General features: G+C 74.2%; 19 protein-coding genes and 2 pseudogenes. 10 read left to right on the forward strand and 11 right to left on the reverse strand.

Annotated elements, in window-relative coordinates:
* Window positions 1–41: 41 nt before the first annotated feature.
* Window positions 42–1,535: a hypothetical protein gene (locus ACIQD7_RS08110; protein WP_383408987.1), complete on the reverse strand. Its 1,494-nt coding sequence runs from the start codon at window positions 1,533–1,535 to the stop codon at window positions 42–44.
* A 233-nt stretch (window positions 1,536–1,768) separates the two neighbouring features.
* Here ACIQD7_RS08110 and ACIQD7_RS08115 point away from each other — a divergent pair, with 233 nt between their 5' ends.
* The 3 genes from ACIQD7_RS08115 to ACIQD7_RS08125 all read left to right on the forward strand — a co-directional run bounded on the left by ACIQD7_RS08115 (window position 1,769) and on the right by ACIQD7_RS08125 (window position 7,519).
* Window positions 1,769–2,896, forward strand: coding sequence for an aminoglycoside phosphotransferase family protein (locus tag ACIQD7_RS08115; protein WP_161374408.1), 1,128 nt, complete (start codon window positions 1,769–1,771; stop codon window positions 2,894–2,896).
* A gap of 346 nt (window positions 2,897–3,242) precedes the next feature.
* Window positions 3,243–5,162 (forward strand): N-acetylmuramoyl-L-alanine amidase, encoded by a 1,920-nt coding sequence (locus ACIQD7_RS08120; RefSeq protein ID WP_402440581.1) that lies wholly within the window; start codon window positions 3,243–3,245, stop codon window positions 5,160–5,162.
* Between the two features lie 161 nt (window positions 5,163–5,323).
* Entirely contained in the window at window positions 5,324–7,519 is a 2,196-nt protein-coding gene (locus tag ACIQD7_RS08125) for a germacradienol/geosmin synthase (RefSeq protein WP_402440583.1), read from the forward strand.
* Window positions 7,520–7,565: 46 nt separating this feature from the next.
* Here the strand turns inward: ACIQD7_RS08125 and ACIQD7_RS08130 are convergent, their stop codons facing one another.
* From ACIQD7_RS08130 to ACIQD7_RS08145, 4 genes are all read right to left on the reverse strand, one after another.
* Window positions 7,566–7,931: an RNA-binding S4 domain-containing protein gene (locus ACIQD7_RS08130; protein WP_030208147.1), complete on the reverse strand. Its 366-nt coding sequence runs from the start codon at window positions 7,929–7,931 to the stop codon at window positions 7,566–7,568.
* 18 nt (window positions 7,932–7,949) lie between these two features.
* On the reverse strand, window positions 7,950–8,450 hold the full coding sequence (locus ACIQD7_RS08135; protein ID WP_024757478.1) for a hypothetical protein: 501 nt from the start codon (window positions 8,448–8,450) through the stop codon (window positions 7,950–7,952).
* A 254-nt stretch (window positions 8,451–8,704) separates the two neighbouring features.
* Window positions 8,705–9,115 carry an ACT domain-containing protein gene (locus ACIQD7_RS08140; protein ID WP_121829651.1) on the reverse strand — a complete coding sequence of 137 codons (411 nt, stop codon included), beginning with the start codon at window positions 9,113–9,115 and terminating at the stop codon, window positions 8,705–8,707.
* A 24-nt stretch (window positions 9,116–9,139) separates the two neighbouring features.
* Window positions 9,140–9,793 carry an NADPH-dependent F420 reductase gene (locus tag ACIQD7_RS08145; RefSeq protein WP_402440586.1) on the reverse strand — a complete coding sequence of 218 codons (654 nt, stop codon included), beginning with the start codon at window positions 9,791–9,793 and terminating at the stop codon, window positions 9,140–9,142.
* A gap of 97 nt (window positions 9,794–9,890) precedes the next feature.
* Between ACIQD7_RS08145 and ACIQD7_RS08150 the strand changes: the two genes are divergently transcribed.
* Window positions 9,891–10,241, forward strand: a complete 351-nt coding sequence (locus ACIQD7_RS08150; protein WP_391054287.1) for a winged helix-turn-helix transcriptional regulator — start codon at window positions 9,891–9,893, stop codon at window positions 10,239–10,241.
* Between the two features lie 12 nt (window positions 10,242–10,253).
* Here ACIQD7_RS08150 and ACIQD7_RS08155 read toward each other — a convergent pair whose 3' ends face one another.
* Window positions 10,254–11,777 (reverse strand): alpha/beta fold hydrolase, encoded by a 1,524-nt coding sequence (locus ACIQD7_RS08155; RefSeq protein WP_402440588.1) that lies wholly within the window; start codon window positions 11,775–11,777, stop codon window positions 10,254–10,256.
* Window positions 11,778–11,908: 131 nt separating this feature from the next.
* Between ACIQD7_RS08155 and ACIQD7_RS08160 the strand changes: the two genes are divergently transcribed.
* Window positions 11,909–12,724 carry a pentapeptide repeat-containing protein gene (locus ACIQD7_RS08160; RefSeq protein ID WP_402440590.1) on the forward strand — a complete coding sequence of 272 codons (816 nt, stop codon included), beginning with the start codon at window positions 11,909–11,911 and terminating at the stop codon, window positions 12,722–12,724.
* Between the two features lie 10 nt (window positions 12,725–12,734).
* Here ACIQD7_RS08160 and ACIQD7_RS08165 read toward each other — a convergent pair whose 3' ends face one another.
* Entirely contained in the window at window positions 12,735–13,481 is a 747-nt protein-coding gene (locus tag ACIQD7_RS08165; RefSeq protein WP_402441375.1) for a GNAT family N-acetyltransferase, read from the reverse strand.
* Between the two features lie 328 nt (window positions 13,482–13,809).
* Here ACIQD7_RS08165 and paaK point away from each other — a divergent pair, with 328 nt between their 5' ends.
* Window positions 13,810–15,102: a phenylacetate--CoA ligase PaaK gene (paaK, locus tag ACIQD7_RS08170; protein ID WP_402440592.1), complete on the forward strand. Its 1,293-nt coding sequence runs from the start codon at window positions 13,810–13,812 to the stop codon at window positions 15,100–15,102.
* A gap of 34 nt (window positions 15,103–15,136) precedes the next feature.
* Here the strand turns inward: paaK and ACIQD7_RS08175 are convergent, their stop codons facing one another.
* Entirely contained in the window at window positions 15,137–15,964 is an 828-nt protein-coding gene (locus ACIQD7_RS08175; protein ID WP_402440594.1) for an alpha/beta fold hydrolase, read from the reverse strand.
* A 75-nt stretch (window positions 15,965–16,039) separates the two neighbouring features.
* On the opposite strand from ACIQD7_RS08175, the gene ACIQD7_RS08180 reads away from it, so the two are divergent.
* The 3 genes and pseudogenes from ACIQD7_RS08180 to ACIQD7_RS08190 form a co-directional block, all read left to right on the forward strand.
* Window positions 16,040–16,495, forward strand: a complete 456-nt coding sequence (locus tag ACIQD7_RS08180) for a MarR family transcriptional regulator (protein ID WP_402440596.1) — start codon at window positions 16,040–16,042, stop codon at window positions 16,493–16,495.
* Between the two features lie 282 nt (window positions 16,496–16,777).
* Window positions 16,778–17,185 (forward strand): annotated as a pseudogene (locus ACIQD7_RS08185) (nuclear transport factor 2 family protein); the annotation flags it as partial.
* Window positions 17,186–17,209: 24 nt separating this feature from the next.
* Window positions 17,210–17,617, forward strand: a pseudogene (locus ACIQD7_RS08190) (YybH family protein); the annotation flags it as partial.
* 24 nt (window positions 17,618–17,641) lie between these two features.
* Here the strand turns inward: ACIQD7_RS08190 and ACIQD7_RS08195 are convergent.
* On the reverse strand, window positions 17,642–19,150 hold the full coding sequence (locus ACIQD7_RS08195; RefSeq protein WP_402440598.1) for a fatty acyl-CoA synthetase: 1,509 nt from the start codon (window positions 19,148–19,150) through the stop codon (window positions 17,642–17,644).
* A gap of 236 nt (window positions 19,151–19,386) precedes the next feature.
* Here ACIQD7_RS08195 and ACIQD7_RS08200 point away from each other — a divergent pair, with 236 nt between their 5' ends.
* Complete coding sequence (locus tag ACIQD7_RS08200; protein WP_402441376.1) at window positions 19,387–21,714, forward strand: penicillin acylase family protein; 2,328 nt, start codon at window positions 19,387–19,389, stop codon at window positions 21,712–21,714.
* Here the strand turns inward: ACIQD7_RS08200 and ACIQD7_RS08205 are convergent.
* Window positions 21,704–22,801 (reverse strand): calcium:proton antiporter, encoded by a 1,098-nt coding sequence (locus ACIQD7_RS08205; RefSeq protein WP_402440600.1) that lies wholly within the window; start codon window positions 22,799–22,801, stop codon window positions 21,704–21,706. The two genes, ACIQD7_RS08200 and ACIQD7_RS08205, sit on opposite strands and share 11 nt — an antisense overlap.
* Before the next feature lie 42 nt (window positions 22,802–22,843).
* Window positions 22,844–23,248 carry a MarR family winged helix-turn-helix transcriptional regulator gene (locus tag ACIQD7_RS08210; protein WP_121829671.1) on the reverse strand — a complete coding sequence of 135 codons (405 nt, stop codon included), beginning with the start codon at window positions 23,246–23,248 and terminating at the stop codon, window positions 22,844–22,846.
* Window positions 23,249–23,302 lie beyond the last annotated feature (54 nt).

Raw genomic sequence — 23,302 nt, forward strand, 5'->3', positions numbered from 1 at the left:
GAACGGCGGTCCCGGTCCCCGGCCCCTCCAGGGGCCGGGGATCAGGCCTGTCCCGGCCTCGGACGGTTCACGGGCGACCGGGTCAGGGCCAGCTGGATCTCCTCGCGCAGGACGTCGGTCCTGGCGTGGTCGGCGTACTGGCCGGTGAGCCGGTACATCTCCCGCAGCCGGTCCCAGGTCCGGTGGGACGAGGTGTCCCCCATGGAGATGAGGGCGAGCCGGGCGTACCGGTCGGCCTGCTCCGGGTCGTCGGCGATGAAGCAGGCCGAGGCGAGGGAGATGTGGTCGAAGAGCTTCGACCGCTCGTGCCCCTTGCTCCGCAGGTCGAGGGCGAGCTTGGCGTGCCGCTGCGCGGGGATCGCGGCGGTCGGGTCGTGGTCGGCGAGGGTGCGGTAGGCGAGGGCCTCCATGCCGTGCATGTCGGCCTCGTCGAAGTTCTGCATCCAGCTCGGCGTCTTCTCTTCGCCCCGGTCCGACACGAACAGCTCCTCGGCCTCGCCGAGGGTGCGGCGCATCGCCTGTCCCCGGCCCATCGACGCCTGCGCCCAGGCCTCGATGGTGTGGAACATGGCACGGGTGCGGGGCAGCAGCCGCTCGCCCGAGCCCGTCTTGGCGAGCTTCATCAGGTCGAGGGCGTCGTCCGGACGGCCCAGGTGCACCATCTGGCGGGCGGCGCGGGAGAGCGCCTCGCCGGCCCGGGGCCGGTCGCCGCTCTCGCGGGCCGCGTGGGCGGCGATGACGAAGTACCTCTGCGCCGTGGGTTCGAGGCCGACGTCGTGGGACATCCAGCCCGCGAGGACGGCCAGGTTGGCGGCGACGCCCCACAGGCGCCGCTGGAGGTGGTCGGGGTGGCGGTAGGCGAGCATCCCGCCCACCTCGTTGAGCTGGCCCACCACGGCCTTGCGCTGGAGACCGCCGCCCCGGGAGGCGTCCCAGGCGCGGAACACCTCCACGGAACGCTCCAGGGCGTCGATCTCCTCCGACCCGATGGGGGCGGCCTCGTAGCGGTCGAACCCGGCGGGGTCGGCGTGGAGGGGATCGGTGGCACGCGGAGCGGCGCCCGGGCGGGCGGGGTCGGTCTGCAGCCAGTCGTGCATGGCGTTGCTGAGTACGGAGCCGGCGGCAAGCGCGGCACCCGCGCCCACCAGGCCGCGTCGGTTGAGCATGAGGTCCATTCCCGTGAATTCGGTGAGGACCGCCGCCGTACGATCGGGTGCCCAGGGCAGTTGGTCAGGGTTCTCCGTCGTGCCGACGTCCTGCCGTTTCCCCACACGCCCGTGTCGTACGAACCCGAGGTCCTCGATGGTCACGACACGGCCGAGTCGCTCGGTGAACAGTGCTGCCAGCACCCGGGGGACGGGGTCGCGCGGGGTCTCGCCCCGGTCGATCCACCGCCGCACCCGCGAGGTGTCGGTCGCCAGCTGGGGGTGGCCCATGGCCGCCGCCTGCCGGTTGACGAGCCTCGCGAGTTCGCCCTTGGACCAGCCGGCCAGGCCGAACAGGTCCGCGAGACGGGTGTTGGTTTCTCCGGTCACGTCTAAGCCCCCAGGTTCTCGGCTGAGTTGACAGTAACCCCCTGTCATGGGGCTGGCGACTATTCGCCAGGGTTCGCCAGGGTGCGCCCGATGTTCCGCCACCCGCGCACGGGTGTCAGGTAGGAACGCGCCACCCCGCCCCGTCGACCGGCCCTCATTCCCCAGGGTGCGGACCGGGGGCGGGCGGGGCGACGCACGCAACTCGTCGGCGCACGAAGGGATCTGTCACCTCCATGTACACAGCATCGTCCTCCGTGTCCGCCCCGCCCCGGCCGCAGCACCGCATCGTCCCCGCCGGCACCGGCCCGTACCTCGCCCCCGCTCCCCAGGCCGTCCGGCCGAGGCGCTGGGCGGGCGGCACGGGCACCCAGCCGGTCAGCGGAAGAATCGATCTGTCCGGCCCCCAGGGCGCGCAGCTGAAGATGGCGATCGCCTCGGTCCACCGCATCTGCCCGGAGTTCAAGCCGGTGCAGGTCCTGCGGCGCAGCGGTCGTTCCGTACTGATCGTCGGGACGACCGGGCGGGCCACGGCGGTCGCGAAGTGTTTACTGGACCACTCCCCGGCCTGGGTCGAGCGGTTCCGGCACGAAATAGCTTCGTACCGCGCCTTCGTCCGGCACCGTCCGCCGGTGCGGGCGCCCCGGCTGATCGCGGCGGACCCGGAGAACTGCACGCTGGTGATCGAGCGGATGCCGGGACGGGCGGCGGCGCTCTCGCGCCACCCCGTCGAGGCCCCGCCGCGCGCCGACGTGCGGGCCGCGCTCGGCGCGATCGCCCGGCTCAACGCCTGGCGGCCGCCGGCCGGGACCTTCGACGCACCGCTGGACTACGGCTCCCGGATCGCCCGCTACCACGAGCTCGGGCTCTTCACCGACCGGGACCGGGACGACCTGCAGAAGCTGATGCACGGTCTGGCGCACGCGGGCGGCCGCCAGGGGATGGGCCAGTTCTGCCACGGTGACGCGCTGCTCTCCAACATCCTGCTCTCCCCGGCGGGACCGGTCCTCGTGGACTGGGAGCACGCGGGCTGGTACCTGCCCGGCTACGACCTGGCGACCCTGTGGGCGGTGCTGGGCGACGCGCCGCTGGCGCGGCGCCAGATCAGTCAGCTCGCCCAGCAGGCGGGCCCGGCCTCCCGGGACGCCTTCCTGGTGAACCTGATGATCGTGCTGACGCGGGAGATCCGCACCTACGAGACGGCGGTGCAGCGCACCATGAAGGAGGCCCCGCCGGCCGGTTCCGTGCCGGTGCCCTCGGGGGCGCTCGCGCCCGGTGAGGAACAGCGGCTGCTGCTCAGGCGGCTGCACGACGACTGCGCCATGGCACGGCGGGCCGTGCGCGCGGCGGTCGGGACGCGCTGAGAGGCGGGTCCTGCCGACCACGGGGGTGGTGCGCCGTGCGCCCGGTGCCGACACACCGGGACGCGGCGCACCGGCTTTTCCGGGCGCGTCCTCCCCCGCGGGCGCCCCTCCAGTGGTCCACTCCAGTGACGCGTCCCAGGCCCGGGGCCCGTCGTCGCGAAACTCCGCCATCCGGCCTCCATTCCCGCTCTGACGTGGGAACTTCCCCCGGTGTAGGTGTGATTGACGGATCGTTCGGGAGCCGATACCCCTGTACGGGTTCGGCCCCGCACGCCCCCCGTGTCACCCCCACGCCTTGGAGGCCGCCTTGCTCCGTTCCGGGTCCCGCAGACGTACGCCGAGGGCGGTGGGCGCCCTGGCGTCCGCCGCCCTGCTGTTCCCCCTGCTGTCCGCCGCGCCGCCGGCCGGTGCCGACGCGCCCGAGGCTGGGTCCCTCCAGGGGCAGTTCGCCCGGGCGGCCGCGCGCCACGGCGTGCCGGAGAGCGTGCTGCTCGCCGTCTCGTACCTCCAGTCGCGGTGGGACGGCCATCGCGGTGCGCCGAGCGTGACCGGCGGATACGGGCCGATGCACCTGACGGACGCGGTGACGGCCCTGACGCGGGCCGCCCCGCACCACTCGGACGGCGAGGAGGACCCGCGCGGCGACTCCTCGCGCCCGGCGCGCACGGAGGCGCCGGCAGCGGTGCCGTCCGCCGGGCGGCTGCCGGAGCGGCTGCGGACCCTGGAGCGGGCGTCCGCGCTGTCCGGGATCCCGGCCGAGGAGCTGCGGACCCGGACGGGCGCCAACATCGAGGGCGGCGCGGCCCTGCTCGCCGCCGCGCAGCGGGAGGCCGGGCTGCCCGCGAGCGCGGACCCGGCCGCCTGGTACGGGGCGGTGGCGCGGTACTCCGGCGCGGACGACTCGGCGACGGCGGCCGCGTACGCGAACGACGTGTTCGACGTGATCCGGGCCGGGGAGACGCGGACGACGGACAGCGGGCAGGTGGTGACGCTCCGGGCCGACCCGTCGGTCGCGCCCGTCACGGGGCAGGTGGCGGCGCTCGGTCTGCGGGCGCCGGCCGCCGGTCCCGTGGAGTGTCCCCGGACGGTGGCCTGCGAGTGGATCCCCGCGCCGTACGAGGAGTTCGGGGACGGCGACTACGGAAACCACGACAAGGCGAACAGGCCCGCCTCCCAGTCGATCGACTACATCGTGATCCACGACACCGAGGCCACGTGGGACGTCACCCTGGACCTGGTGCGGGACCCGGAGTACGTGTCGTGGCAGTACTCGCTGCGCTCCTCCGACGGGCACGTCGCGCAGCACCTGCCGCTGAAGGACGTCGGCTGGCACGCGGGCAACTGGTTCGTGAACGCCAAGTCGGTGGGCCTGGAGCACGAGGGCTTCCTGACCGCGCCGGACTCCTGGTACACGGAGGCGATGTACCGGTCGTCGGCGCGCCTGGTGCGGTACCTCGCCGCCCGGTACGACATCCCGCTGGACCGGCAGCACGTCCTGGGGCACGACACCGTGCCGGGCACGGTGACGTCCTCGATCCGGGGGATGCACACGGACCCGGGTCCGTACTGGGACTGGGCGCACTACTTCCGGCTGCTCGGCCGCCCGATCGTCGCGAGCGCCGGTCCGCACGCGGGCGTGGTGACGATCCGGCCGGACTACGACGCCCACAAGCCGGTCTACACGGGGTGCGAGACGGCCGGGACGGCGTGCGCGCCGCACGGCAGCGGGGCGGTGCGCCTGCACACCGCGCCGAGCGGTGACGCGCCCCTGGTGAAGGACGTCGGGCTGCGGCCGGGCGGGGAGGACTCCACCACCGGCGTCAACGACACGGGCGCGCGGGCCTCGACGGGGCAGAGCTTCGCGGTGGCGGAGCGCCGGGGCGACTGGACGGCGGTCTGGTACCTCGGGCAGAAGGCCTGGTTCCACAACCCGCGCAGGCAGCCGACGGCGGTGAACGGGCGGGGGCTCGTCCTGACGCCGCGCGAGGGTCTGGCGGAGGTGCCGGTGTACGGGCGGGCCTATCCGGAGGCCTCGGCCTATCCGGCGGGCGTGCCGGTGCAGGCGGTGTCGCCGCTGCCGTACAGGTTGCTCGCCGGGCAGCGGTACGTGGTGGGCGACCGCACCCCGGGCGAGTACTTCTTCGCACCGACGTTCGACACGTCCAGGCACACGGTCGTCCGGGGTCAGGAGGAGTACTACGAGATCCAGTTCGGCCATCGGGTGGCCTTCGTGAAGGCCTCCGACGTGCGGGTTTCCCGGATCTAGCGGGAGGGCGGCCGAAAGGTGCGGGGTGGTGCCGGACGTACGGTCCGGCACCACCTCGTCGGCGTTCATACGACTATTCGGGAGATCGTGTGCGCCGTACGGGCGAGGGGTAAGGCTGGGCCGGTCGGACGCCCCTCGTACACCGGAAGGCCCACCAGCACATGCCACAGCCCTTCGTCATGCCGGATTTCTACGTCCCGTATCCGGCGCGTCTCAACCCCCACGTGGAGGCCGCCCGCACGCACACGCGTGACTGGGCGCGGGAGCGGGGGATGCTGGAGGGCTCGGGGGTCTGGGAGCAGCACGACCTCGACTCCCACGACTACGCGCTGCTCTGCGCCTATACGCACCCCGACTGCGGCGAGGAGGCCCTGAACCTCGTCACCGACTGGTACACCTGGGTCTTCTTCTTCGACGACCACTTCCTGGAGGTCTTCAAGCGCACCCAGGACCGGGCCGGGAGCAAGGCCTATCTGGACCGGCTGCCGCTGTTCATGCCGGCGGACCCGGCGGACGTGCCCGAGCCGACCAACCCGGTCGAGGCGGGCCTCGCGGACCTCTGGCGGCGGACCGTCCCCGCGATGTCCGAGGGCTGGCGGAAGCGGTTCTCGGAGGCCACGGAGCACCTGTTGTACGAGTCGCTCTGGGAGCTCGACAACATCAACGAGGGGCGCGTCGCCAACCCCGTCGAGTACATCGAGATGCGCCGCAAGGTGGGCGGGGCGCCCTGGTCGGCGGGGCTCGTCGAGTACGCGGCGGGGGCGGAGGTCCCGGACCGGGTGGCGCGCTCCCGGCCGCTGTGCGTGCTGCGGGACACCTTCTCGGACGCGGTGCACCTGCGCAACGACCTCTTCTCGTACCAGCGGGAGGTGGAGGAGGAGGGCGAGAACAGCAACGGCGTGCTCGTCCTGGAGCGGTTCCTCGGCTGCACGACGCAGGAGGCGGCGAACGCCGTCAACGACCTGCTGACCTCGCGCCTGCACCAGTTCGAGAACACGGCCCTGACCGAGGTGCCGCCGCTCGCCGCCGAGAAGGGGCTCACGCCGCAGGAGTGCGCGGCCGTCGCGGCGTACGCGAAGGGGCTCCAGGACTGGCAGTCCGGCGGTCACGAGTGGCACATGCGCTCCAGCCGGTACATGAACGAGGGCATGGTCGGCGGCTCCTCGCACCTGGACGGGATCATCGGCACCTCGGCCCTGGACGTCCGGAACCTCTTCGGGCGGCCCGCGGCCTCGCGGCTGCGGGCGCTCACCCACGTGCCGCACCAGTACGTGGGGCCCTCGCTGTTGCCCGAGTTCGACCTGCCGTACCCGCTGGCGCTCAGCCCGCACCACGCGGAGGCGAAGCGGCGCTCGGAGGACTGGGCCGAGCGGATGGGGCTCCTGGACGACATCTGGGACCGGCCGATGCTGGAGGGCTTCGACCTGGCGCTGTGCGCGGCGGGGCTCGACCCGGATGCCACGCCGGAGGAGCTGGAGCTCAGCGCCGAGTGGCTGACCTGGGGGACGTACGGGGACGACTACTATCCGCTGGTCTTCGGCCGGGTACGCGACCTCGCCGGGGCGCGGGAGCAGAACGAGCGGTTCAAGTCCTGCCTGCCGCTGGAGGATCCGTCCCTGGGGGCGGCGCTCGCCGTGAACCCGATGGAGCGCTCGCTCGCCGACCTCTGGGCGCGGACGGCGGGCCCGATGTCGCCGGAGGGGCGCGGGCAGCTGCGGCACGCGCTCGACGCCATGCTGGACGCCTGGCTGTGGGAGCTGCACAACCAGGCGCAGCACCGGGTGCCCGACCCGGTCGACTACATCGAGATGCGCCGCTCCACCTTCGGCTCGGAGCTGACCACCCTGCTGTGTCGGCTGCGGCACGCCGACGCGCTGCCGCCCGCGCTCTACCGCACGGGCACGGTGCGCGCCCTGGAGCGGTCGGTCATGGACTACGCGACGCTCCTCAACGACCTCTTCTCGTACCAGAAGGAGATCGAGGTCGAGGGCGAGGTGCACAACGGCGTGCTCGTGCTCCAGACGTTCTTCGACTGCGACTATCCGACGGCGGTCGCGATGGTCGGTGACCTGATGCGGGGCCGGCTGCGCCAGTACGAGCACGTGAAGAAGCACGAGGTGCCGCTGCTGTACGAGGACTTCGGGCTCGACGAGGAGGGCAGGGCGGCCTTCGGGGCGTATCTGCGGGAGCTGGAGGACTGGCTCGCCGGAATCCTCAACTGGCACCGGAACGTGCGGCGTTACCGGGCCGAGGACGTGCGCTCGGGCGCGGGGACCCCGCTGCTGCGGCACGGCCCGAAGGGGCTCGGCACCTCGGCGGCGCGGGTGGTGGACCTGCTCGGGTCCGCGCCGCGCTGAGACTCGCAGGCGCCCCCGGGGAGAGCCCCGGGGGCGCCTGCGAGTCTCAGGGGCGGCGGCCGCGCAGCTCGTCGATCTCCCGGCGCTCGCGCTTGGTGGGGCGGCCGGCGCCCCGGTCGCGGACGGCGGCGACCGCGACGTGCTCGCGCGGCGGCGGGGGCGGGCTGTTGTCCACGTACGCCTCGGCGGCGACCGGCGGGCCGATCCGCTTGGTGTGCAGCACCTTGACCTCGACGATCCGCTCCCGGCCGCCGTGGAAGACCCGGACCTCGTCGCCGGGCTTCACGGGCTGGGCGGGCTTGACCCGCTCGCCGTTGACCTTGACGTGCCCGGCCCGGCAGGCCGCCGCGGCCTGGGAGCGGGTCTTGGTCAGGCGGACCGCCCAGATCCAGCTGTCGACGCGCGCGCTCATGCGGCCCCCGCTCCCCCGTCAGCCCTGCTGGAACAGCTCGGCGGGCAGCGGCTTGAGCAGCGCGTACAGGTCGTCGGTGATCGGCCGGTCCCAACTGGCGATCGTCACGAGGACGTTGTCGCTGCGGTCGAACTGGACGCAGGAGATGCGGCTCTCGGAGAGCTTGAGGCGGCGGACGATGAGGAGGTTGTCGCCCTGCATCACGGGGACGTCCTCGGTGTCGAGCACCTCGACCGGCTCGTCGTTCTCCAGGGCGGCGAGGAGCTGCGCCACCTCGAAGGGGATCTGGCCGTCCGCGAGCTCACGGGCCGGGGAGCCCTCCGGCAGGTTGCCGATGATCATCGCGGGCCCGCGGCCGCCGAACAGGTCGTACCGGAGGAACACTCCCTGACAGGAACCGTCGGGCGCGGGCAGCAGGCCGGCGCCGAGGTTGCCGGGCCAGTCCCCCGGGTCCATGGCCAGGACGTCGAAGTCCGGACCCGCGGGTGTGGCGGCGCTGCGGCGGCGGAGGAAGGACATACGGCCATGGTACGTGCCCCGCGGGGGGACGCGACGCGCCGGGCGCCTCCACACCGGGGCCCTGCCCGCGCGGGGGCGGCCCGGCTGGTCATCCGTGCTCCGGAGGCCTTCCGGCGGGGGCCCGTGGTGACCCTGGGCGTACGGACGGTCGCTTCGGGTGCGCCGTACGGGTGACCGGCTCCCCGGTGCGTTCACGGCTCCGGGCGGCACGCGCGGCCGGGGCCCGGGCCCCGGACCGACGGGCCGTGCGCGTGTCACCCGGTCCGGCCGCCGGACCGCTCCGCGAGCCGGTTCAGGACGGCCAACGCCTCCTCGGCGCGGGCGTGTTCGACGAAGAGGTGGTCGTGGTGGAAGCCGGCCACCACGTTGCAGCTCATGCCGGCGGCGGCGAGTTCGCCCGCGACGGCGGCCGTGAGCCCGACGGCGTCGAGCGCGGAGTGCACCCGCAGCGTGATCCGGCCCGCCACGTAGTCGTACGCGAGGGAGGCCGCGTCCGCCTCCTCCTGCCGTACGACGAGGGTGAGGCCTTCGGCCTCGGTGACGGTGACCACCGGGGCGACCCCGGCCGGGGCGGGGCCGTCCACCGTGGTGAAGACGTACCGGCCGGGGTCGAGTTCCGGTCGCAGGCCGGCGAGGAGCCGGGTCAGATCACGTTCCGCGTTCATGGGCGCCAGGGTAGGCGGATCTACTCACGCGTGCGCCGGGCCGGCCGCGAACGCCAGGGGCGGGGCGATCGCCTGGGCGTCCGCGCCCTCGCCGACCCACAGGCCGATGAAGAGGGCGGCGGTGGCCTCCAGGAGGGCGGCGCGGTCGAGGCCGCCGGCGGCGAGGGGGGTGCAGCCCGTGTCCCGGACCAGGTCCGCGGTGAGCGCGAGCGCCTCCTCGTCGTCCCCGCAGACCGGGACGGCGAGGGGCCGGCCGTCGAAGACGGGCGGGGTCATCCGCCAGACGTCCTCGTGGCAGAGGTTGAAGGCCTTGACGACCCGCGCCCCGGGCGCCGCGTCGGCCAGTCGGCGGGCGGCGGAGGGGCCGCCGTCCGTGAGCAGCCGGAAGCCGGGGCCCACCGGGTTGGAGCAGTCCAGCAGGACCCGTCCGGCCAGGGAGGACCGTACGTCCGCGACGACCCGCGCCCCCGCTCCGTACGGCAGCGCGGCGAGGACGACGGCCCCGAAACCGGCCGCCTCCGCCAGGCTCCCGTGCCGCGTCCCGCCGCCCAGCCGGGTGGCGAGCCGTTCCGCCCGCAGCCCGTCGCGGCCGCCGACGAGCACCTCGTGACCCGCCCGTACCCAGTGGGTGGCGAGGGCGTCCGCCATGTCGCCCGTTCCGAGCACACCGATCCTCATCGTTCCCGTCCTTCCGGTCTTTCTCGTCTTCCGGTCTTTCTCGTCTTCCGGCACTTCGGGAACGACACTAGGGAGCCGGTCGGGCACCATCTGGTACGTGACTTCCGACGGATACCTCGCCGACTGCCGGGCCCGCCTGGCCTTCGACCTGCTCGCCAACACCTGGAACTCGGTGGTGCTCTGGGCCCTGCGCGACGGTCCGAGCCGTCACGTCGAACTGCGCGGGCGCGTCGGCGGCATCAGTTCCAAGGTCCTCACCGAGACGCTGCGGCGGCTGGAGTTCAACGGCCTGGTGGAGCGGCGCGTCCGTGCGGGGACGGCGGCCCGGGTCACGTACGGACTCACCCCTCTGGGGCGGACCCTGCTCGGTCCGATCGACGCGTTCGGGGCGTGGGCCTTTGAGCACGGCGACGAGGTGATGGCCGCGCAGGAGCGTCACGGAGGGTGAGGGTCCGCCGCCTTAGAGGCCGAACTCCCTTATCAGTGACAGGAATTCGGGGGGGCGGTCCGTGTGGACGAGGTGTCCGGCGTCCAGGGTGGCGAGGCGGGCGCCGGGGATCCGGTCGGCCAGCCAGGACAGCCGGTCCTGGGGGACGTGGCTGGTCGGGCCGCCGGCCAGGACGAGGGTGGGGGCGGTGATCGACGCGAACCGGTCGCGCCAGTCGGGGTCGGGGGCGTTCAGCTGGGCGTCGGTGGCCGGGACGATCTCCCAGTCGAAGCCGAGGGGGCCCTCGGGGCGCTCGGCGGCGGGGCGCGGCGGGTTGAGCGGGAAGAAGACCGGGGGCTCCTCCAGGACGAGGCGGCCGACGAGTCCGGGTTCGTCCCGGGCGAGGAGGTACGCGGCGGCGGCTCCCATGGAGTGGGCGACGACGGTGGCGCCGGTGAGGCCGAGGGCCTTGAGGAAGCCGCCGAGCTCGTCGCGGAAGGCGTCGAAGCCGTAGCCGCCGGGCCGCCGGTCGCTGAGCCCGTGGCCGCGCAGGTCGAGCGCGTACACCCGGTGGTCGGCGGCGAGGTCGGCGGCCACCTCGGCCCAGGTGGTGCCGTTCTCGCCGCGTCCGTGGACCAGGACGACGGGCGGGGCGTCCTCCGGTCCCGTGACCCGGTGGGCGAGGCGGACGCCGTCCACGGTGACCGTGCGGACGGCGGGGTCGAGGAAGGCGGCGACCGTGCGGGCGAAGGCGTCCGGGTCGTCCACCCAGGGGTGGTGTCCGGCGCCCGGCTGGACGGCGAGCTCGGCGGACGGGAAGAGGGCGGCCGCCTCGGCGGCCTTCGCGGGGGTCGGTCCGGGGTCGTGCTCGCCCGCCAGGACCAGGACCGGGGCGGTGAGGGCGGCGAGGGCGCGGCGGGTCGCGGCCGGGTCGTAGGCGCCCTCGCCGTGGTAGGCGCCGGCGGCCTCCCAGTGGGTCTGTCGGTGGGAGGCGGCCGCGTGTTCCCGGGCCGCCTCGTCCCAGCGGCCGTAGGAGAAGGGCGCGGCGATCTCGCACACGCGGGACAGCGGGGTGTCGGGGCCGGTCGCGTCGAGCGCGGCCCTGGCCTCCGGGTACCAGGGCCGGTCCGCGAAGACCTCGGCGGCCGCGTCCCACTCCTCGTCGGTGCTGGTGACGCCGAGCGCGCGGGCGGCGGAGGTGACGAGGACGAGGGAGTGGATCCGTCCGGGGTGGGCGGCGGCGTAGAGGGTCGCGAGGTTGCCGCCGGCCGAGTGGCCGAGGAGGTCGATCCGGTCCAGGCCTAGGTGGGCGCGGAGCGCCTCGACGTCGCCGACCTGCCGGTCGCAGCGGTACGCGCCGGGGTCGGCGGGCTCGGCGCTCGCTCCGGTGCCGCGGGCGTCGAGGAGGACGAGCGTGCGGTGGGCGGTGAGCCCGCCGAGGTCCCCGAGGTAGGCGGCGTCGCGCATCGGGCCGCCCGCCAGGCACACCAGCGGCTCGCCCGCTCCCCGTGTCCGGTAGGCGAGTTCGGTCCCGTCATACGTCGTGAACGTCGGCATGGGCCGATCCTCACCGGGCCGTAGTGATCTTGGCAACGGATTTCGCCGAGAGCGCGGGGCCGGGCGCGCGATACGGTGGACGGGCCGCTCCCCCGGCACCTTCCCCCGACCTTTCGAGGAATCGTCTCACCGTGCCCGACACCCGGGAATCCGCCCTGCGCGGCGACTGCGCCAGCTGTTTCGGCCTGTGCTGTGTGGCCCTGCCCTTCGCCAGGTCGGCGGACTTCGCCGTGGACAAGTCCTCCGGCGAGCCCTGCCGCAATCTGCGGGAGGACTTCCGCTGCGGCATCCACACGCGGCTGCGGCCGAGCGGTTTCCAGGGCTGCACGGTGTACGACTGCTTCGGCGCGGGCCAGCGGGTCTCCCAGGTGACCTTCGGGGGCGTGTCGTGGCGCGAGGCGCCGGAGACGGCGCGGCGGATGTACGAGGTGTTCCCGGTGGTGCGCGGGCTCCACGAGCTGCTGCGGTACCTCACCGAGGCCCTGGCGCGGCCCGCCGCCCGTCCCGTCCGCGCCGAGGTGCGGGCGGCGCTCGCCCGCGTGGAGGCGCTCGCGGCGGGAACGCCGGACGCGCTGGAGGAGCTGGACGTGAACGCGGTGCGGGCCGAGGTGAACCCGCTGCTGCTCCGGACGAGCGAGCTGGTCCGCGCCACGGCGGGCGGACGGCCGAAGGGCCGGCGCGGGGCGGACCTGATCGGCAAGCGGCTGCGCGGGGCGAGGCTGCGGGGCGCGGACCTGCGCGGGGCGCTGCTCATCGCCGCCGACCTGACGGGGGCGGACCTGTCGCTCGCCGATCTGATCGGCGCCGACCTGCGGGACGCCGAGCTGTCGGGCGCGGACCTGACGGACGCCCTCTTCCTCACGCAGCCCCAGCTGAACGCGGCCCGGGGGAACGCCGCCACCCGGCTCCCGGAGGGCTTCGAGCGCCCCGCGCACTGGGCGGCCTGAGGGGCCGGTTTCAGACCTCGTACGCGTACGGGGTCGTGGTGGCCAGTTCCAGGAAGCCGAGGCGGCGGAGGATCGGGCGGCTCGTGGGCGCCGCGTCGACCTGGACGTAGCGGTGGCCCCGGTCGGCGGCGATGCGGGCGCGGTGGGAGACGAGGGCGCGGTAGAGGCCGCGGCCGCGCCAGCCCTCGACGGTGCCGCCTCCCCAGAGTCCCGCGAAGTCGGTGCCGGGGTGGAGTTCGAGGCGGGCCGCGCTGACGGGTTCGCCGTCGACGAGGGCGACGACGGCGGCGACGGCGCCGGGGTCGGCCGCGAGTTGGTCCAGGAGGCGGCGGCCGATGGCGGCGCTGTCGGTGCCGAAGGCGCGGGCGTGGACCTCGACCACCTGGCGTACGCCCGTCTCGTCGGTGACGGCGCGGAGTTCGACGCCCTCGGGCAGCGGGACGTCCCGGGGCAGGGCGGCGGCCTCGGCGGCCATCAGGGTCTCGGGCTCCCCGGCGGTGAAGCCCGCGGCGCGGAGGCGTTCGCCGAGGTCGGCGGGGGCGTCGTGCCCGTACAGCTTCCATTCGAAGGGCAGGCCGGCGGCCCGGTAGTGGTCGATCTGCGCGGCGACGGCGGCGTCGGCGCCCGCCGTGTCGTGGGCGTCGAGTCCCGACCAGAGGACGCCGTTCCAGGCGTGCGCGGGGCCGGTGGCGCGGACGACGTGCCCGACGCGCTCGACGCGGCTGCCGGGGCCTTCGGGGCGGGCCTCGCGGCGCATCTGGCGGTCGTACAGGTCGCGCAGTTCGTGCGGGTCGCGGGGCTCGTGCGGTGCGTGCGGTGCGTGCGGTGCGTGCGGTGCGTGCGGGTGCCGGGGTTCCATGGCGGTTACTCCAGCACCCGGGCCGGGGCCGGGCAACGGGTTTCGGCGGGCGGGGCGGCGCGGGACGTGTGGCCCCTCCGGGTGATCGGCGCCCCCGCCTCCCGGCTCCTCGTGTCCGACCCCTTGCCAAGCCCCCCGTACCTCCGGTTTTACTGACCCGAGCGGATCTACCGAATGATCGGTAGGTTGCACGGAGAGTGTGTGGGAGCGCGTGGAGGAGCGGCGCATGACGGAAGAACTGCTGGACGGCGGCGAGCGGCTCGGGCGGGAGGAGCTGGCGGCGCTCCAGCTGGAGCGGCTGCGCGCGACCCTGCGGCACGCGTACGAGAACGTGGACTTCTACCACCGTTCCTTCGACGCGGCCGGGGTCGCCCCGGACGACTGCCGCACGCTCGCGGACCTGGCCCGCTTCCCCTTCACCGCCAAGTCGGACCTGCGCGACCACTACCCCTTCGGGATGTTCGCCGTGGACCAGGACCGGATCCGGCGGATCCACGCCTCCAGCGGCACCACCGGCCGGCCCACCGTCGTCGGCTACACCGAGGGCGACCTGGACGTCTGGGCGGACGTGGTGGCCCGCTCCCTGCGCGCCGCCGGGGTGCGTCCCGGGCACAAGGTCCACGTGGCGTACGGCTACGGCCTGTTCACGGGCGGACTCGGCGCCCACTACGGGGCGGAGCGCCTGGGCTGCACGGTGATCCCCGCCTCGGGCGGCATGACGGCCCGGCAGGTGCGGCTGATCCAGGACTTCCGGCCCGAGGTGATCATGGTGACCCCCTCGTACATGCTGACCCTCCTCGACGAGTTCGAGCGGCAGGGCGTGGACCCGCGGTCGACCTCCTTGAAGGTGGGCGTCTTCGGGGCCGAGCCGTGGACGGAGGAGATGCGCAAGGAGATCGAGGAGCGGTTCGCGATCGACGCGGTCGACATATACGGCCTGTCGGAGGTCATGGGGCCGGGCGTGGCGCAGGAGTGCGTGGAGACCAAGGACGGCCTGCACATCCGGGAGGACCACTTCTATCCGGAGGTGGTGGACCCGTTCACGGGCGAGGTGCTGCCGGACGGGGAGGAGGGGGAGCTGGTCTTCACCTCGCTCACCAAGGAGGCCATGCCGGTGGTCCGCTACCGGACCCGGGACCTGACCCGGCTGCTGCCGGGGACCGCGCGGGTCTTCCGGCGGATGGAGAAGGTCACCGGGCGCAGCGACGACATGATCATCCTGCGCGGGGTGAACCTCTTCCCCACCCAGATCGAGGAGATCGTCCTGCGCACCCCGGCCGTGGCCCCGCACTTCCAGCTGCGCCTGACCCGGGAGGACAGGCTCGACGCCCTGACCGTACGGGTCGAGGCCCGGCCGGACGCGACGTCCGGGGAGCGGGCGGAGGCGGCCCGGACGATCGCGGCGGCGGTCAAGGACGGGATCGGCGTCTCGGTCGGGGTCGAGGTGGTCGACCCCGAGACGCTGGAGCGCTCGGTGGGGAAGATCCGGCGGATCGTGGACCTGCGGGAGTCCGCGTAGGGGGCCCGTCCGGGGAGAACGGCGGCCGGGGCCGTCAGCCCAGGAAGGCGAGCAGCCGGGCGTCGAGCCGCTCCGGTCCGGCGAGCGGCAGGGAGTGGTGGGTGGCGCCCGGGAGCAGGACCACCTCGGCTTCGGGAAGCGTGCGCCGGACCCGCTCCGCGACCTCGGCGGCGCGGTGGGCGCGGCTGCGCTCCGCGAGCAGGACCAGGAGCGGTGCGCGCAGGTCGGCGGCCCGGGGCCGGCCGCCGGTGACGAGCTTGCGACCGGGGGCGGTGGCGGCGAGGGCGTAGAGGCGCTGCCAGGCCTCGTCCGGGCGGGTGCCCGCCGTCTCCCGGGCCAGGAAGGCACGGGCGCGGGCCTCGCTCGGGCGGATCAGGAGGGGCAGGGCGCGCAGCAGGTAGCCGGGGCGGAATCCGGCGAAGACCTGGGTGGGGTCGACGAGGGCGAGGCGGTCGACCCGCTCCGGCGCGTGCAGGGCGTACCGGGTGGCCAGCCAGGCGCCGTACGAGTGGCCGCACAGGTGCGTGCGGGTGAGGGCGAGTCCGTCCAGGAGCGCGTCCAGCCAGGCCGTCAGGTCGTCGGCGTTCCTCAGGGGCCTGCCCCGGCGTTCGGTCCGGCCCGCGTCGCCGAGGAGGTCGACCGCGTGGACCCGGTACCGCGCGCCGAGGGCCGGCGCGTTGGCGAACCAGACCAGTCCGGTGGCGGAGCCGCCGGGGAGCAGCACCAGCGGGGGGCCGTCCCCCGGGCCGTGGACGTGGACGCGGGTCGGCCCGTACGGGGTGTCGACGTCCCGTTCCTCGGTGGACTCGGGCCAGCGGGCGCGGAGTTCGTCGTAGGCGAGGTCGAAGGCGGACGCGGGCATACGCGTTCCTCTCGCTAAGCGATAGTCTCGTTCAGCGAGATATTACGCAAGGGTTCGAGAGCACGGGGAGTACGGATGGACGACGGAAGTCCGGCGATGCGGCTGGTGCACCTGCTGCGGGCGGTCACCGTCGAATTCGACCTGCTCGGCGCCGAGTTCGCCGCGCGCGAGGGGCTGCACCCCACCGACGTGCGGGCGTTGATCCACCTGCTAGACGCGGCCCGGGACGGCACCCGGGCCACGCCGGGGTGGCTCGGCGAGCGGCTGCGGCTGAACTCCGCCGGAACCACCGCCCTGGTGGACCGGCTCGAACGGCTGGGGCTCGTCGGGCGGGAGCGGGACGCCGAGGACCGGCGGCGCGTCCTCCTCCGGGTGGAGGGGAAGGCCGTGGAGCTGGGACGGGCCTTCTTCGGTCCGGTCATCGGCGAGGTGGTGGCGGCGGCGGAGGCGTTCGAGCCGGACGAACTGGAGACCGTGCGCCGCTTCCTGGCCGCGGTCCTCGACTCCACCGGGCGGGCCCGCCCGGAGTGAGGAACCGCGGGGCTCCCGGCACGGCCCGTCCGGCCCCGGTCCGCCGCTTCGGCGCGGTCGCCGGATCCGCCCTCGCTCACGCGGCGCACGGAACGCCGTGCCCACGGTGACGGACCGATGAGTTTCCTGAGGCGCGCGGGTCTCGTTCTGTAGGACGCGTCCCGCGGCGCCGGGCGGCACGGGCCCGGGACGGTCCCGTGGTCCCGGCCGGCGGCACCCCGGGACCGCGCACGGAACCGCGTCGCCGGAGCGCGGTGCCCCGAGCGGAAGGACCGAGGGACCATGGGGAACGACGGCGAGCGGATTCGGGAGCTCATCGTGCGGTGGGCGCGGGCGGTGCACGAAGGGCGGATCGACGCGGTGGTGGAGGACCGTGCCGAGGACGTCGTGATGTTCGACGTTCCGCCGCCCTACGAGGGGGTGCGGGGCATCGACGCCTATCGGGAGGTCTGGCCGCCGTTCTTCGCGTGGCAGGACCAGGGGGCCGTCTTCGACGTCGAGGAGCTGGAGGTGACCGCGGGGCAGGACGTCGCCTTCGCCCACGCGCTCGTGCGGTGCGGCACCGAGGAGGAGCTCGCGGCCCGCCCCGGCTTCCGGCTGCGGCTCACCCTCGGCCTGCGCAAGGAGGCGGGCCGCTGGGTGGTCGCGCACGAGCACCACTCCTTCCCCGACCTGAGCGGCCCCGACCCCCGGGAGGAGGAGGCCGAGGCCCGGGTCCGCGCGGTGCACGAGCACTGGTTCGAGCGGACCGCGGCGAAGGACCTGGAGGGGTTGATGAGGCACATCGCGGACGACGTCGTGTCCTACGAGCACGACGCCCCCTTGCAGTACGTGGGGCGCGACCGGGTGCGCGAGGTGTGCCGGCAGGGGCTGGAATCGGCGCCGGGGACCGTCACCTGGGAGGTCCCCGACATGCGCGTGCTGATCCGCGACGACCTCGCGGTCGTCTGGGGCCTCAACCGCATGACCGCCCGGGAGGCCGACGGCACGGCCTCGGAGTCCTGGTCCCGGGGCACCCGGGTGCTCCGGCGCCGTGACGGCGAGTGGACCATGGTCCACCAGCACGTCTCGTATCCCTACGACGCCCGCACGGGCGAGGCGAGGACCGACCTGAGCCCGTGAGCGCCTCCCGGCCGGGAGGGCGTCTCAGGCCTTCGCGAAGCGGTCCCTCAGTTCGCGCTTGAGGATCTTGCCGCTCGCGTTGCGGGGCAGTTCGGGCACGAAGTGGACGTGCTTGGGGGCCTTGAAACGGGGGAGCTTCTCGCGTGCGTGGGCGAGGAGTTCGGCCTCGGTGACCTCGCCGCGCGGGACGACCACGGCGGTGACCGCCTCGATCCAGCGCGCGTCGGGGAGGCCGATCACAGCCGCCTCGGCGACTCCGGGGTGGGTGTAGAGGGCGTCCTCGACCTGGCGGGAGGCGACCAGGACGCCGCCGGAGTTGATGACGTCCTTCACCCGGTCGACGATCGTGTAGTAGCCCTCGGCGTCGCGGACCGCGAGGTCGCCCGAGTGGAACCAGCCCTTCCGGAAGGCCGCCCGGGTCTCCTCGGGCTTGTTCCAGTAGCCCTCGCAGAGCTGCGGCGAGCGGTAGACGATCTCGCCGGGGGTGCCGTCGGGGACGTCGTCGCCCTTCTCGTCGACGACCCGGGCCTCGACGTGGCGGACCGGGCGGCCGCAGGAGTCCATCCGGCCCTCGTGCTCGTCGGGGCCGAGGACGGTGGCGAGCGGGCCGATCTCGGACTGGCCGAAGCAGTTGTAGAAGCGCAGCTCCGGCAGCCGGGCGCGCAGGCCCTCCAGGACGGGCACGGGCATGATCGAGGCCCCGTAGTAGGCCTTGCGGAGCGCGGAGAGGTCGCGGATGGCGAACTCCGGGTGGCCGGCGAGGCCGATCCAGACCGTCGGCGGGGCGAACAGGCTGTCGGCGCGGCCCGCCTCGACCAGGTCGAACAGGACGGCCGGGTCGGGGCCGTCGACGAGGGTGTTCTCGGCGCCGACGGCGAGGTAGGGCAGCAGGAAGACGTGCGTCTGCGCCGAGTGGTAGAGCGGCAGGGCGTGCACGGGCCGGTCGTCCTCGTGCAGGTCGAGGGCCTCGACGGCGCTGACGTACGCGTGGGCCAGGGCGAGGTGGGTCATCATCGCGCCCTTGGGCAGGGCGGTCGTGCCCGAGGTGTAGAGCAGCTGGACGAGGTCGCGGGCGTCGCGGTCGGTGTCGTACGCCTCCGGTTCGGCGAGCGCGTCGAGCAGGGAACCGGGCGCGTCCCGCAGCGGCTTGACGGGGAAGCCGGCCGGGATCCGGTCCGCGAGGGCGGGGTCGGCGAGGACGAGCGAGCTGTCCGACTGCTCCAGGACGTACGCGAGGTCGTCGCCGGTCAGGTGGTGGTTGACCGGCACGTGGACGAGGCCGGCCCGGGCGCACGCCAGGAACGCGATCAGGTAGGCGTCGGAGTTGTGGCCGTAGGTGGCGACCCGGGCGTACTCCGGCAGCCCGATGCCGTGGTGGGCCTCCCGCAGGACGGCGGCGGCGGTGGAGACCGCCGCGTCCAGCTCCGCGTACGTCCAGCTCCGGTCGGCGTACCGCAGGGCGGTCCGGTCGGGGACGCGCCGGGCGCTCGCGCGCAGGACGCCGTCGACGGTGCGGCTGGGGAGTCGGCTCATGGCGCGATCCTCGGCGCGTGCCGTACGGCCGGTCAAGTACCCTGCGGCGCGGCGGACATGGTCCGGCCCCGGATGCCGTCCGGGATGTTGACAAGGGGGCGCCCGGCTGGGTGCATGGTCCGATCCGCAGTGCTCCACCGTCACCGGGAGGCACCTTGCACCTCCGCCCGCACCTCCGCACCCGGCTGAGGCTCCTGGCGCTCGCCGGGGCGGCCCTGGCCCTCGTCACCGCCTCGATGCCCGCGAGCGCCGCCGCCGGTCCCGGTTCCGGGGGCCGGGACCACCGCCCGTCGGACCGGGGCCTGTCGGCCGTCGTCCGGTACACCGAGTACGGGATCCCGCACATCGTGGCGAAGGACTACGCGAACCTCGGCTTCGGCACGGGCTGGGCGCAGGCCGCCGACCAGGTCTGCACGCTCGCGGACGGCTTCGTGACCGTGGCCGGCGAGCGCTCCCGGCACTTCGGTCCGGACGCCGCCCCGGACGGCTCGCTCTCCTCCGCGACCACGAACCTCTCCAGCGACCTGTACTTCCGCGGGGTGAGGGACGCCGGGACCGTCGAGCGGCTCCTGCGCACCCCCGCGCCGGCCGGTCCGAGCCGCGACGTCCGGGAGCTCATGCGCGGCTGGGCGGCCGGGTACAACGCCTGGCTGCGGAAGAACCGGATCACGGACCCGGCCTGCGCGCGGGCCGGGTGGGTCCGTCCGGTGACCGCCCTCGACGTGGCCCGGCGCGGGTTCGCCGTCTCGGTGCTCGGCGGCCAGGGGCGGGCGGTCGACGGCATCACCGCCGCCCGGCCGCCCGCCGGCCCTCCGGCCGATGGCTCCTCCGGCGCTCCCGACCCCGGCCGGACCGCCGAGGCCGCCCGGAAGCTGTTCGACGTCTCCGACGCCGCCATGGGCTCCAACGCCGTGGCCTTCTCGGGGGCGGTGACGGCCGACGGGCGCGGGCTGCTCCTGGGGAACCCGCACTACCCCTGGCAGGGCGGCCGCCGCTTCTGGCAGTCGCAGCAGACCGTCCCGGGCGAGCTGAACGTCTCGGGCGCCTCGCTCCTCGGCACGACCGTCGTCAACATCGGCTTCAACGACAAGGTCGCCTGGAGCCACACCGTCGCCACCGGAGTGCCCCTCAACCTGCACCAGCTGGCCCTCGTCCCGGGCGACCCGACCTCCTACCTGGTGGACGGGAAGCCGGAGCGGATGACGCCGCGCACGGTGACGGTGGCGGTCGGCGGCGGCGCCCCCGTCACCCGTACCCAGTGGTGGACCCGGTACGGGCCGGTCGTCGACCGGCTCGGCGCGCAGCTCCCGCTGCCCTGGACGGCGGCCACGGCGTACGCGCTCAACGACCCCAACGCGGCCAACCTGCGCGCCTCCGACACCGCACTCGGCTTCGGGAAGGCCCGCTCCACCCGGGACGTCGCGGACGTGCTGAGGCGCACGCAGGGGCTGCCCTGGGTGAACACGGTCGCGGCGGACTCGGGCGGACGCTCCTTCTTCGCCCAGGCCCAGCTGCTGCCCCGGATCACCGACGAACTGGCGCAGCGCTGCTCCACGCCGCTCGGCCGGGCCGTCTACCCGGCGTCGGGCGTCGCCGTCCTGGACGGCTCGCGGTCCGACTGCGCGCTCGGCTCCGACCCGGACGCGGTGCAGCCCGGCGTCTTCGGGCCGGCGCGGATGCCGGTGCTGCGGGACGCGCCGTACGCGGAGAACTCCAACGACAGCGCCTGGCTGACCAACGCCGACCGGCCGCTGACCGGCTACGAGCGGATCTTCGGGACGGTCGCGACGCAGCGCTCGCCGCGCACCCGGGGCGGGATCGAGGACGTGGCGGCGATGGCGGAGCGGGGCCGGCTCACGGTGTCCGACCTCCAGCGGCAGCAGTTCGCGAACCGGGTCCCGGTCGGTGACCTGGCGGCGGCCGACGTGGCGGGGGCCTGCCCGGCGGCGCTGCCGGACGATCCGGAGGCCTGCCGGGTGCTGGCGGCCTGGGACCGGACGGTGGACACGGGCAGCCGGGGCGCGCTGCTCTTCGACCGGTTCTGGCGGAAGTTCACCGGGACCGTGCCGGCGGCGCAGCAGTGGCTCGTGCCGTTCTCGGCAGCCGACCCGGTCCGTACCCCGCGCGCCGTGAACACGGCCGCGCCGGGCTTCGCGAAGGCGCTCGCGGACGCGGTGGCGGAGCTGCGGGCGGCCAGGATCCCGCTGGACGCGCCGCTCGGCGCGCACCAGTTCGCGGTGCGGAACGGGCAGCGGATCCCGCTGAGCGGGGGGACCGAGGCGCTGGGCGTCTGGAACAAGATCGAGCCCGTGTGGAACGCGGCGGGCGGCGGCTACACGGAGGTCGCGCACGGGACCAGCCACGTGCAGGCGGTCGGCTGGGACGGGAGCCGCTGCCCGGTGGCCCGGACCCTGCTGTCGTACTCTCAGTCGTCGAACCCGGCGTCGCCGCACCACGCCGACCAGACGCGGCTGTACGCCGGCGAACGCTGGGTGACCTCCCGGTTCTGCGAGAAGGACATCCTGCGCTCGCCGGCGCTGCGGGTGGTGGTCGTCAGGGACTGAACGACATGAACACGAAGGCGGCGAAGATGGAGAGGTGGACGCCGCCCTGGAGGAGCGTGGCCCGTCCGGGCACCACGGTCAGGGCGCTCACCACACCGGTGAGGGCGAGCAGGACCAGGTGGAGGGGGCCCAGGCCGAGGACCAGGGGCCCGGAGAGCCAGATGGAGGCGAGCGCGATCGCCGGGACGGTCAGGCCGATGCTGGCGATCGCGGAGCCGTAGGCGAGGTTGAGGCTGGTCTGCATCCTGTCCCGGCGGGCCGCGCGGACGGCGGCGAGGGTCTCGGGGAGCAGCACCATCAGGGCGATGACGACGCCGACGACCGCCTTGGGCAGGCCGGCCGACGCGACGCCGTCCTCGATGGTGGGCGAGATGAGCTTGGCGTTGCCGACGACGGCGACGAGGGCGAGGAGGAGCAGGCCGAGGCTGGTCCAGGCCTCGCGGCTGCTCGGCGGGGCGGCGTGCTCGTCCTCCGACTCGTGGCCGGGGCGCGGGACGGGGAGGAAGTAGTCGCGGTGCCGGATCGTCTGGACGCCGACGAACACGCCGTACAGGAAGAGGGAGGCGACGGCGGCGAAGACGAGCTGGATGCCGGAGAACTCGGGGCCGGGGTGGCTGGTGGTGAAGGTCGGCAGGACCAGCGTCATCGTGGCGAGGGTGCAGACGATGGCGAGCGCGCCGCCGGAGCCCTCGGCGTTGAAGACGGCGACGCGGTTGCGGAGGGCGCCGACGAGGAGGGAGATGCCGACGATGCCGTTGCAGGTGATCATGACGGCGGCGAAGACGGTGTCGCGGGCGTAGGTCGAAGTGCCCTCGCCCCCTCCGACCATCAGGGTGACGATGAGTCCGACTTCGATGATGGTGACGGCCACGGCGAGGACGAGCGAGCCGAAGGGTTCGCCGACGCGGTGGGCGATCACCTCGGCGTGGTGGACCGCCGCGAGGACCGCCGCGAGGAGGCAGAGCGCGATGAGCCCCACGACGAAGCCGGGGAGGTCACGCCCCCAGGCCGCGCCCAGGGCCAGCGCCGCCACCACTGGTCCCCAGGTGGTCCACTGACGTGTCATTGCCACCGTGCTCGAACTCATGATCCGCATCCTGCCACAAAGGGGGCTTTCGCCCGATTTCGGTCATTCCAGGGGTTCGGTGAGGCCACGCTCGTACGCGGCGAGGGTCTCGATGAACATCCGCCGCTCCCTCGCGTCGAGCGGAGCCAGGGCCGCACGCCAGGCGTCCGCGCTGCGTCCGAGCCAGCCGTCGATGGCGGCCCGGTACCGCTCGGAGATGGACACGATCTTGCGCCTGCGGTCGGCGGGGTCCTCGACCCGCTCCAGAACGCCCTTCTTCGCCAGGTCCCCCGCCATCAGGCTGACGGTGGTGGGGGCGACCTCCAGATGGGCGGCGAGCTCGTTGACGCTCAGCGGCCCGTCGAAGAGGAGGTGGGCGAGCAGGGAGAGGTGGCGGGGGGCGAGGGTGAGCGACTGCAGGTCCTCGGGGATCCTGACGCGCTTGACCCGTGCGACCGTCCGAGGCATCAGCAGCAGCAGCGTGCGTACGGCCTCGTCCAGATCCGGTCCGGGGTCCTCGTC

The sequence above is a fragment of the Streptomyces sp. NPDC093071 genome (assembly GCF_044754545.1).
GTDB lineage: Bacteria > Actinomycetota > Actinomycetes > Streptomycetales > Streptomycetaceae > Streptomyces.

Coding starts and splice junctions, on each gene's coding strand:
- ACIQD7_RS08115 (WP_161374408.1), top strand. CDS start 1,769: ATGTACACAGCATCGTCCTCCGTGTCCGCCCCGCCCCGGCCGCAGCAC.
- ACIQD7_RS08125 (WP_402440583.1), top strand. CDS start 5,324: ATGCCACAGCCCTTCGTCATGCCGGATTTCTACGTCCCGTATCCGGCG.
- ACIQD7_RS08130 (WP_030208147.1), bottom strand. CDS start 7,931: ATGAGCGCGCGCGTCGACAGCTGGATCTGGGCGGTCCGCCTGACCAAG.
- ACIQD7_RS08135 (WP_024757478.1), bottom strand. CDS start 8,450: ATGTCCTTCCTCCGCCGCCGCAGCGCCGCCACACCCGCGGGTCCGGAC.
- ACIQD7_RS08140 (WP_121829651.1), bottom strand. CDS start 9,115: ATGAACGCGGAACGTGATCTGACCCGGCTCCTCGCCGGCCTGCGACCG.
- ACIQD7_RS08145 (WP_402440586.1), bottom strand. CDS start 9,793: ATGAGGATCGGTGTGCTCGGAACGGGCGACATGGCGGACGCCCTCGCC.
- ACIQD7_RS08155 (WP_402440588.1), bottom strand. CDS start 11,777: ATGCCGACGTTCACGACGTATGACGGGACCGAACTCGCCTACCGGACA.
- ACIQD7_RS08165 (WP_402441375.1), bottom strand. CDS start 13,481: ATGCGCCGCGAGGCCCGCCCCGAAGGCCCCGGCAGCCGCGTCGAGCGC.
- paaK (WP_402440592.1), top strand. CDS start 13,810: ATGACGGAAGAACTGCTGGACGGCGGCGAGCGGCTCGGGCGGGAGGAG.
- ACIQD7_RS08175 (WP_402440594.1), bottom strand. CDS start 15,964: ATGCCCGCGTCCGCCTTCGACCTCGCCTACGACGAACTCCGCGCCCGC.
- ACIQD7_RS08180 (WP_402440596.1), top strand. CDS start 16,040: ATGGACGACGGAAGTCCGGCGATGCGGCTGGTGCACCTGCTGCGGGCG.
- ACIQD7_RS08195 (WP_402440598.1), bottom strand. CDS start 19,150: ATGAGCCGACTCCCCAGCCGCACCGTCGACGGCGTCCTGCGCGCGAGC.
- ACIQD7_RS08200 (WP_402441376.1), top strand. CDS start 19,387: ATGCCCGCGAGCGCCGCCGCCGGTCCCGGTTCCGGGGGCCGGGACCAC.
- ACIQD7_RS08205 (WP_402440600.1), bottom strand. CDS start 22,801: ATGAGTTCGAGCACGGTGGCAATGACACGTCAGTGGACCACCTGGGGA.
- ACIQD7_RS08210 (WP_121829671.1), bottom strand. CDS start 23,248: ATGCCTCGGACGGTCGCACGGGTCAAGCGCGTCAGGATCCCCGAGGAC.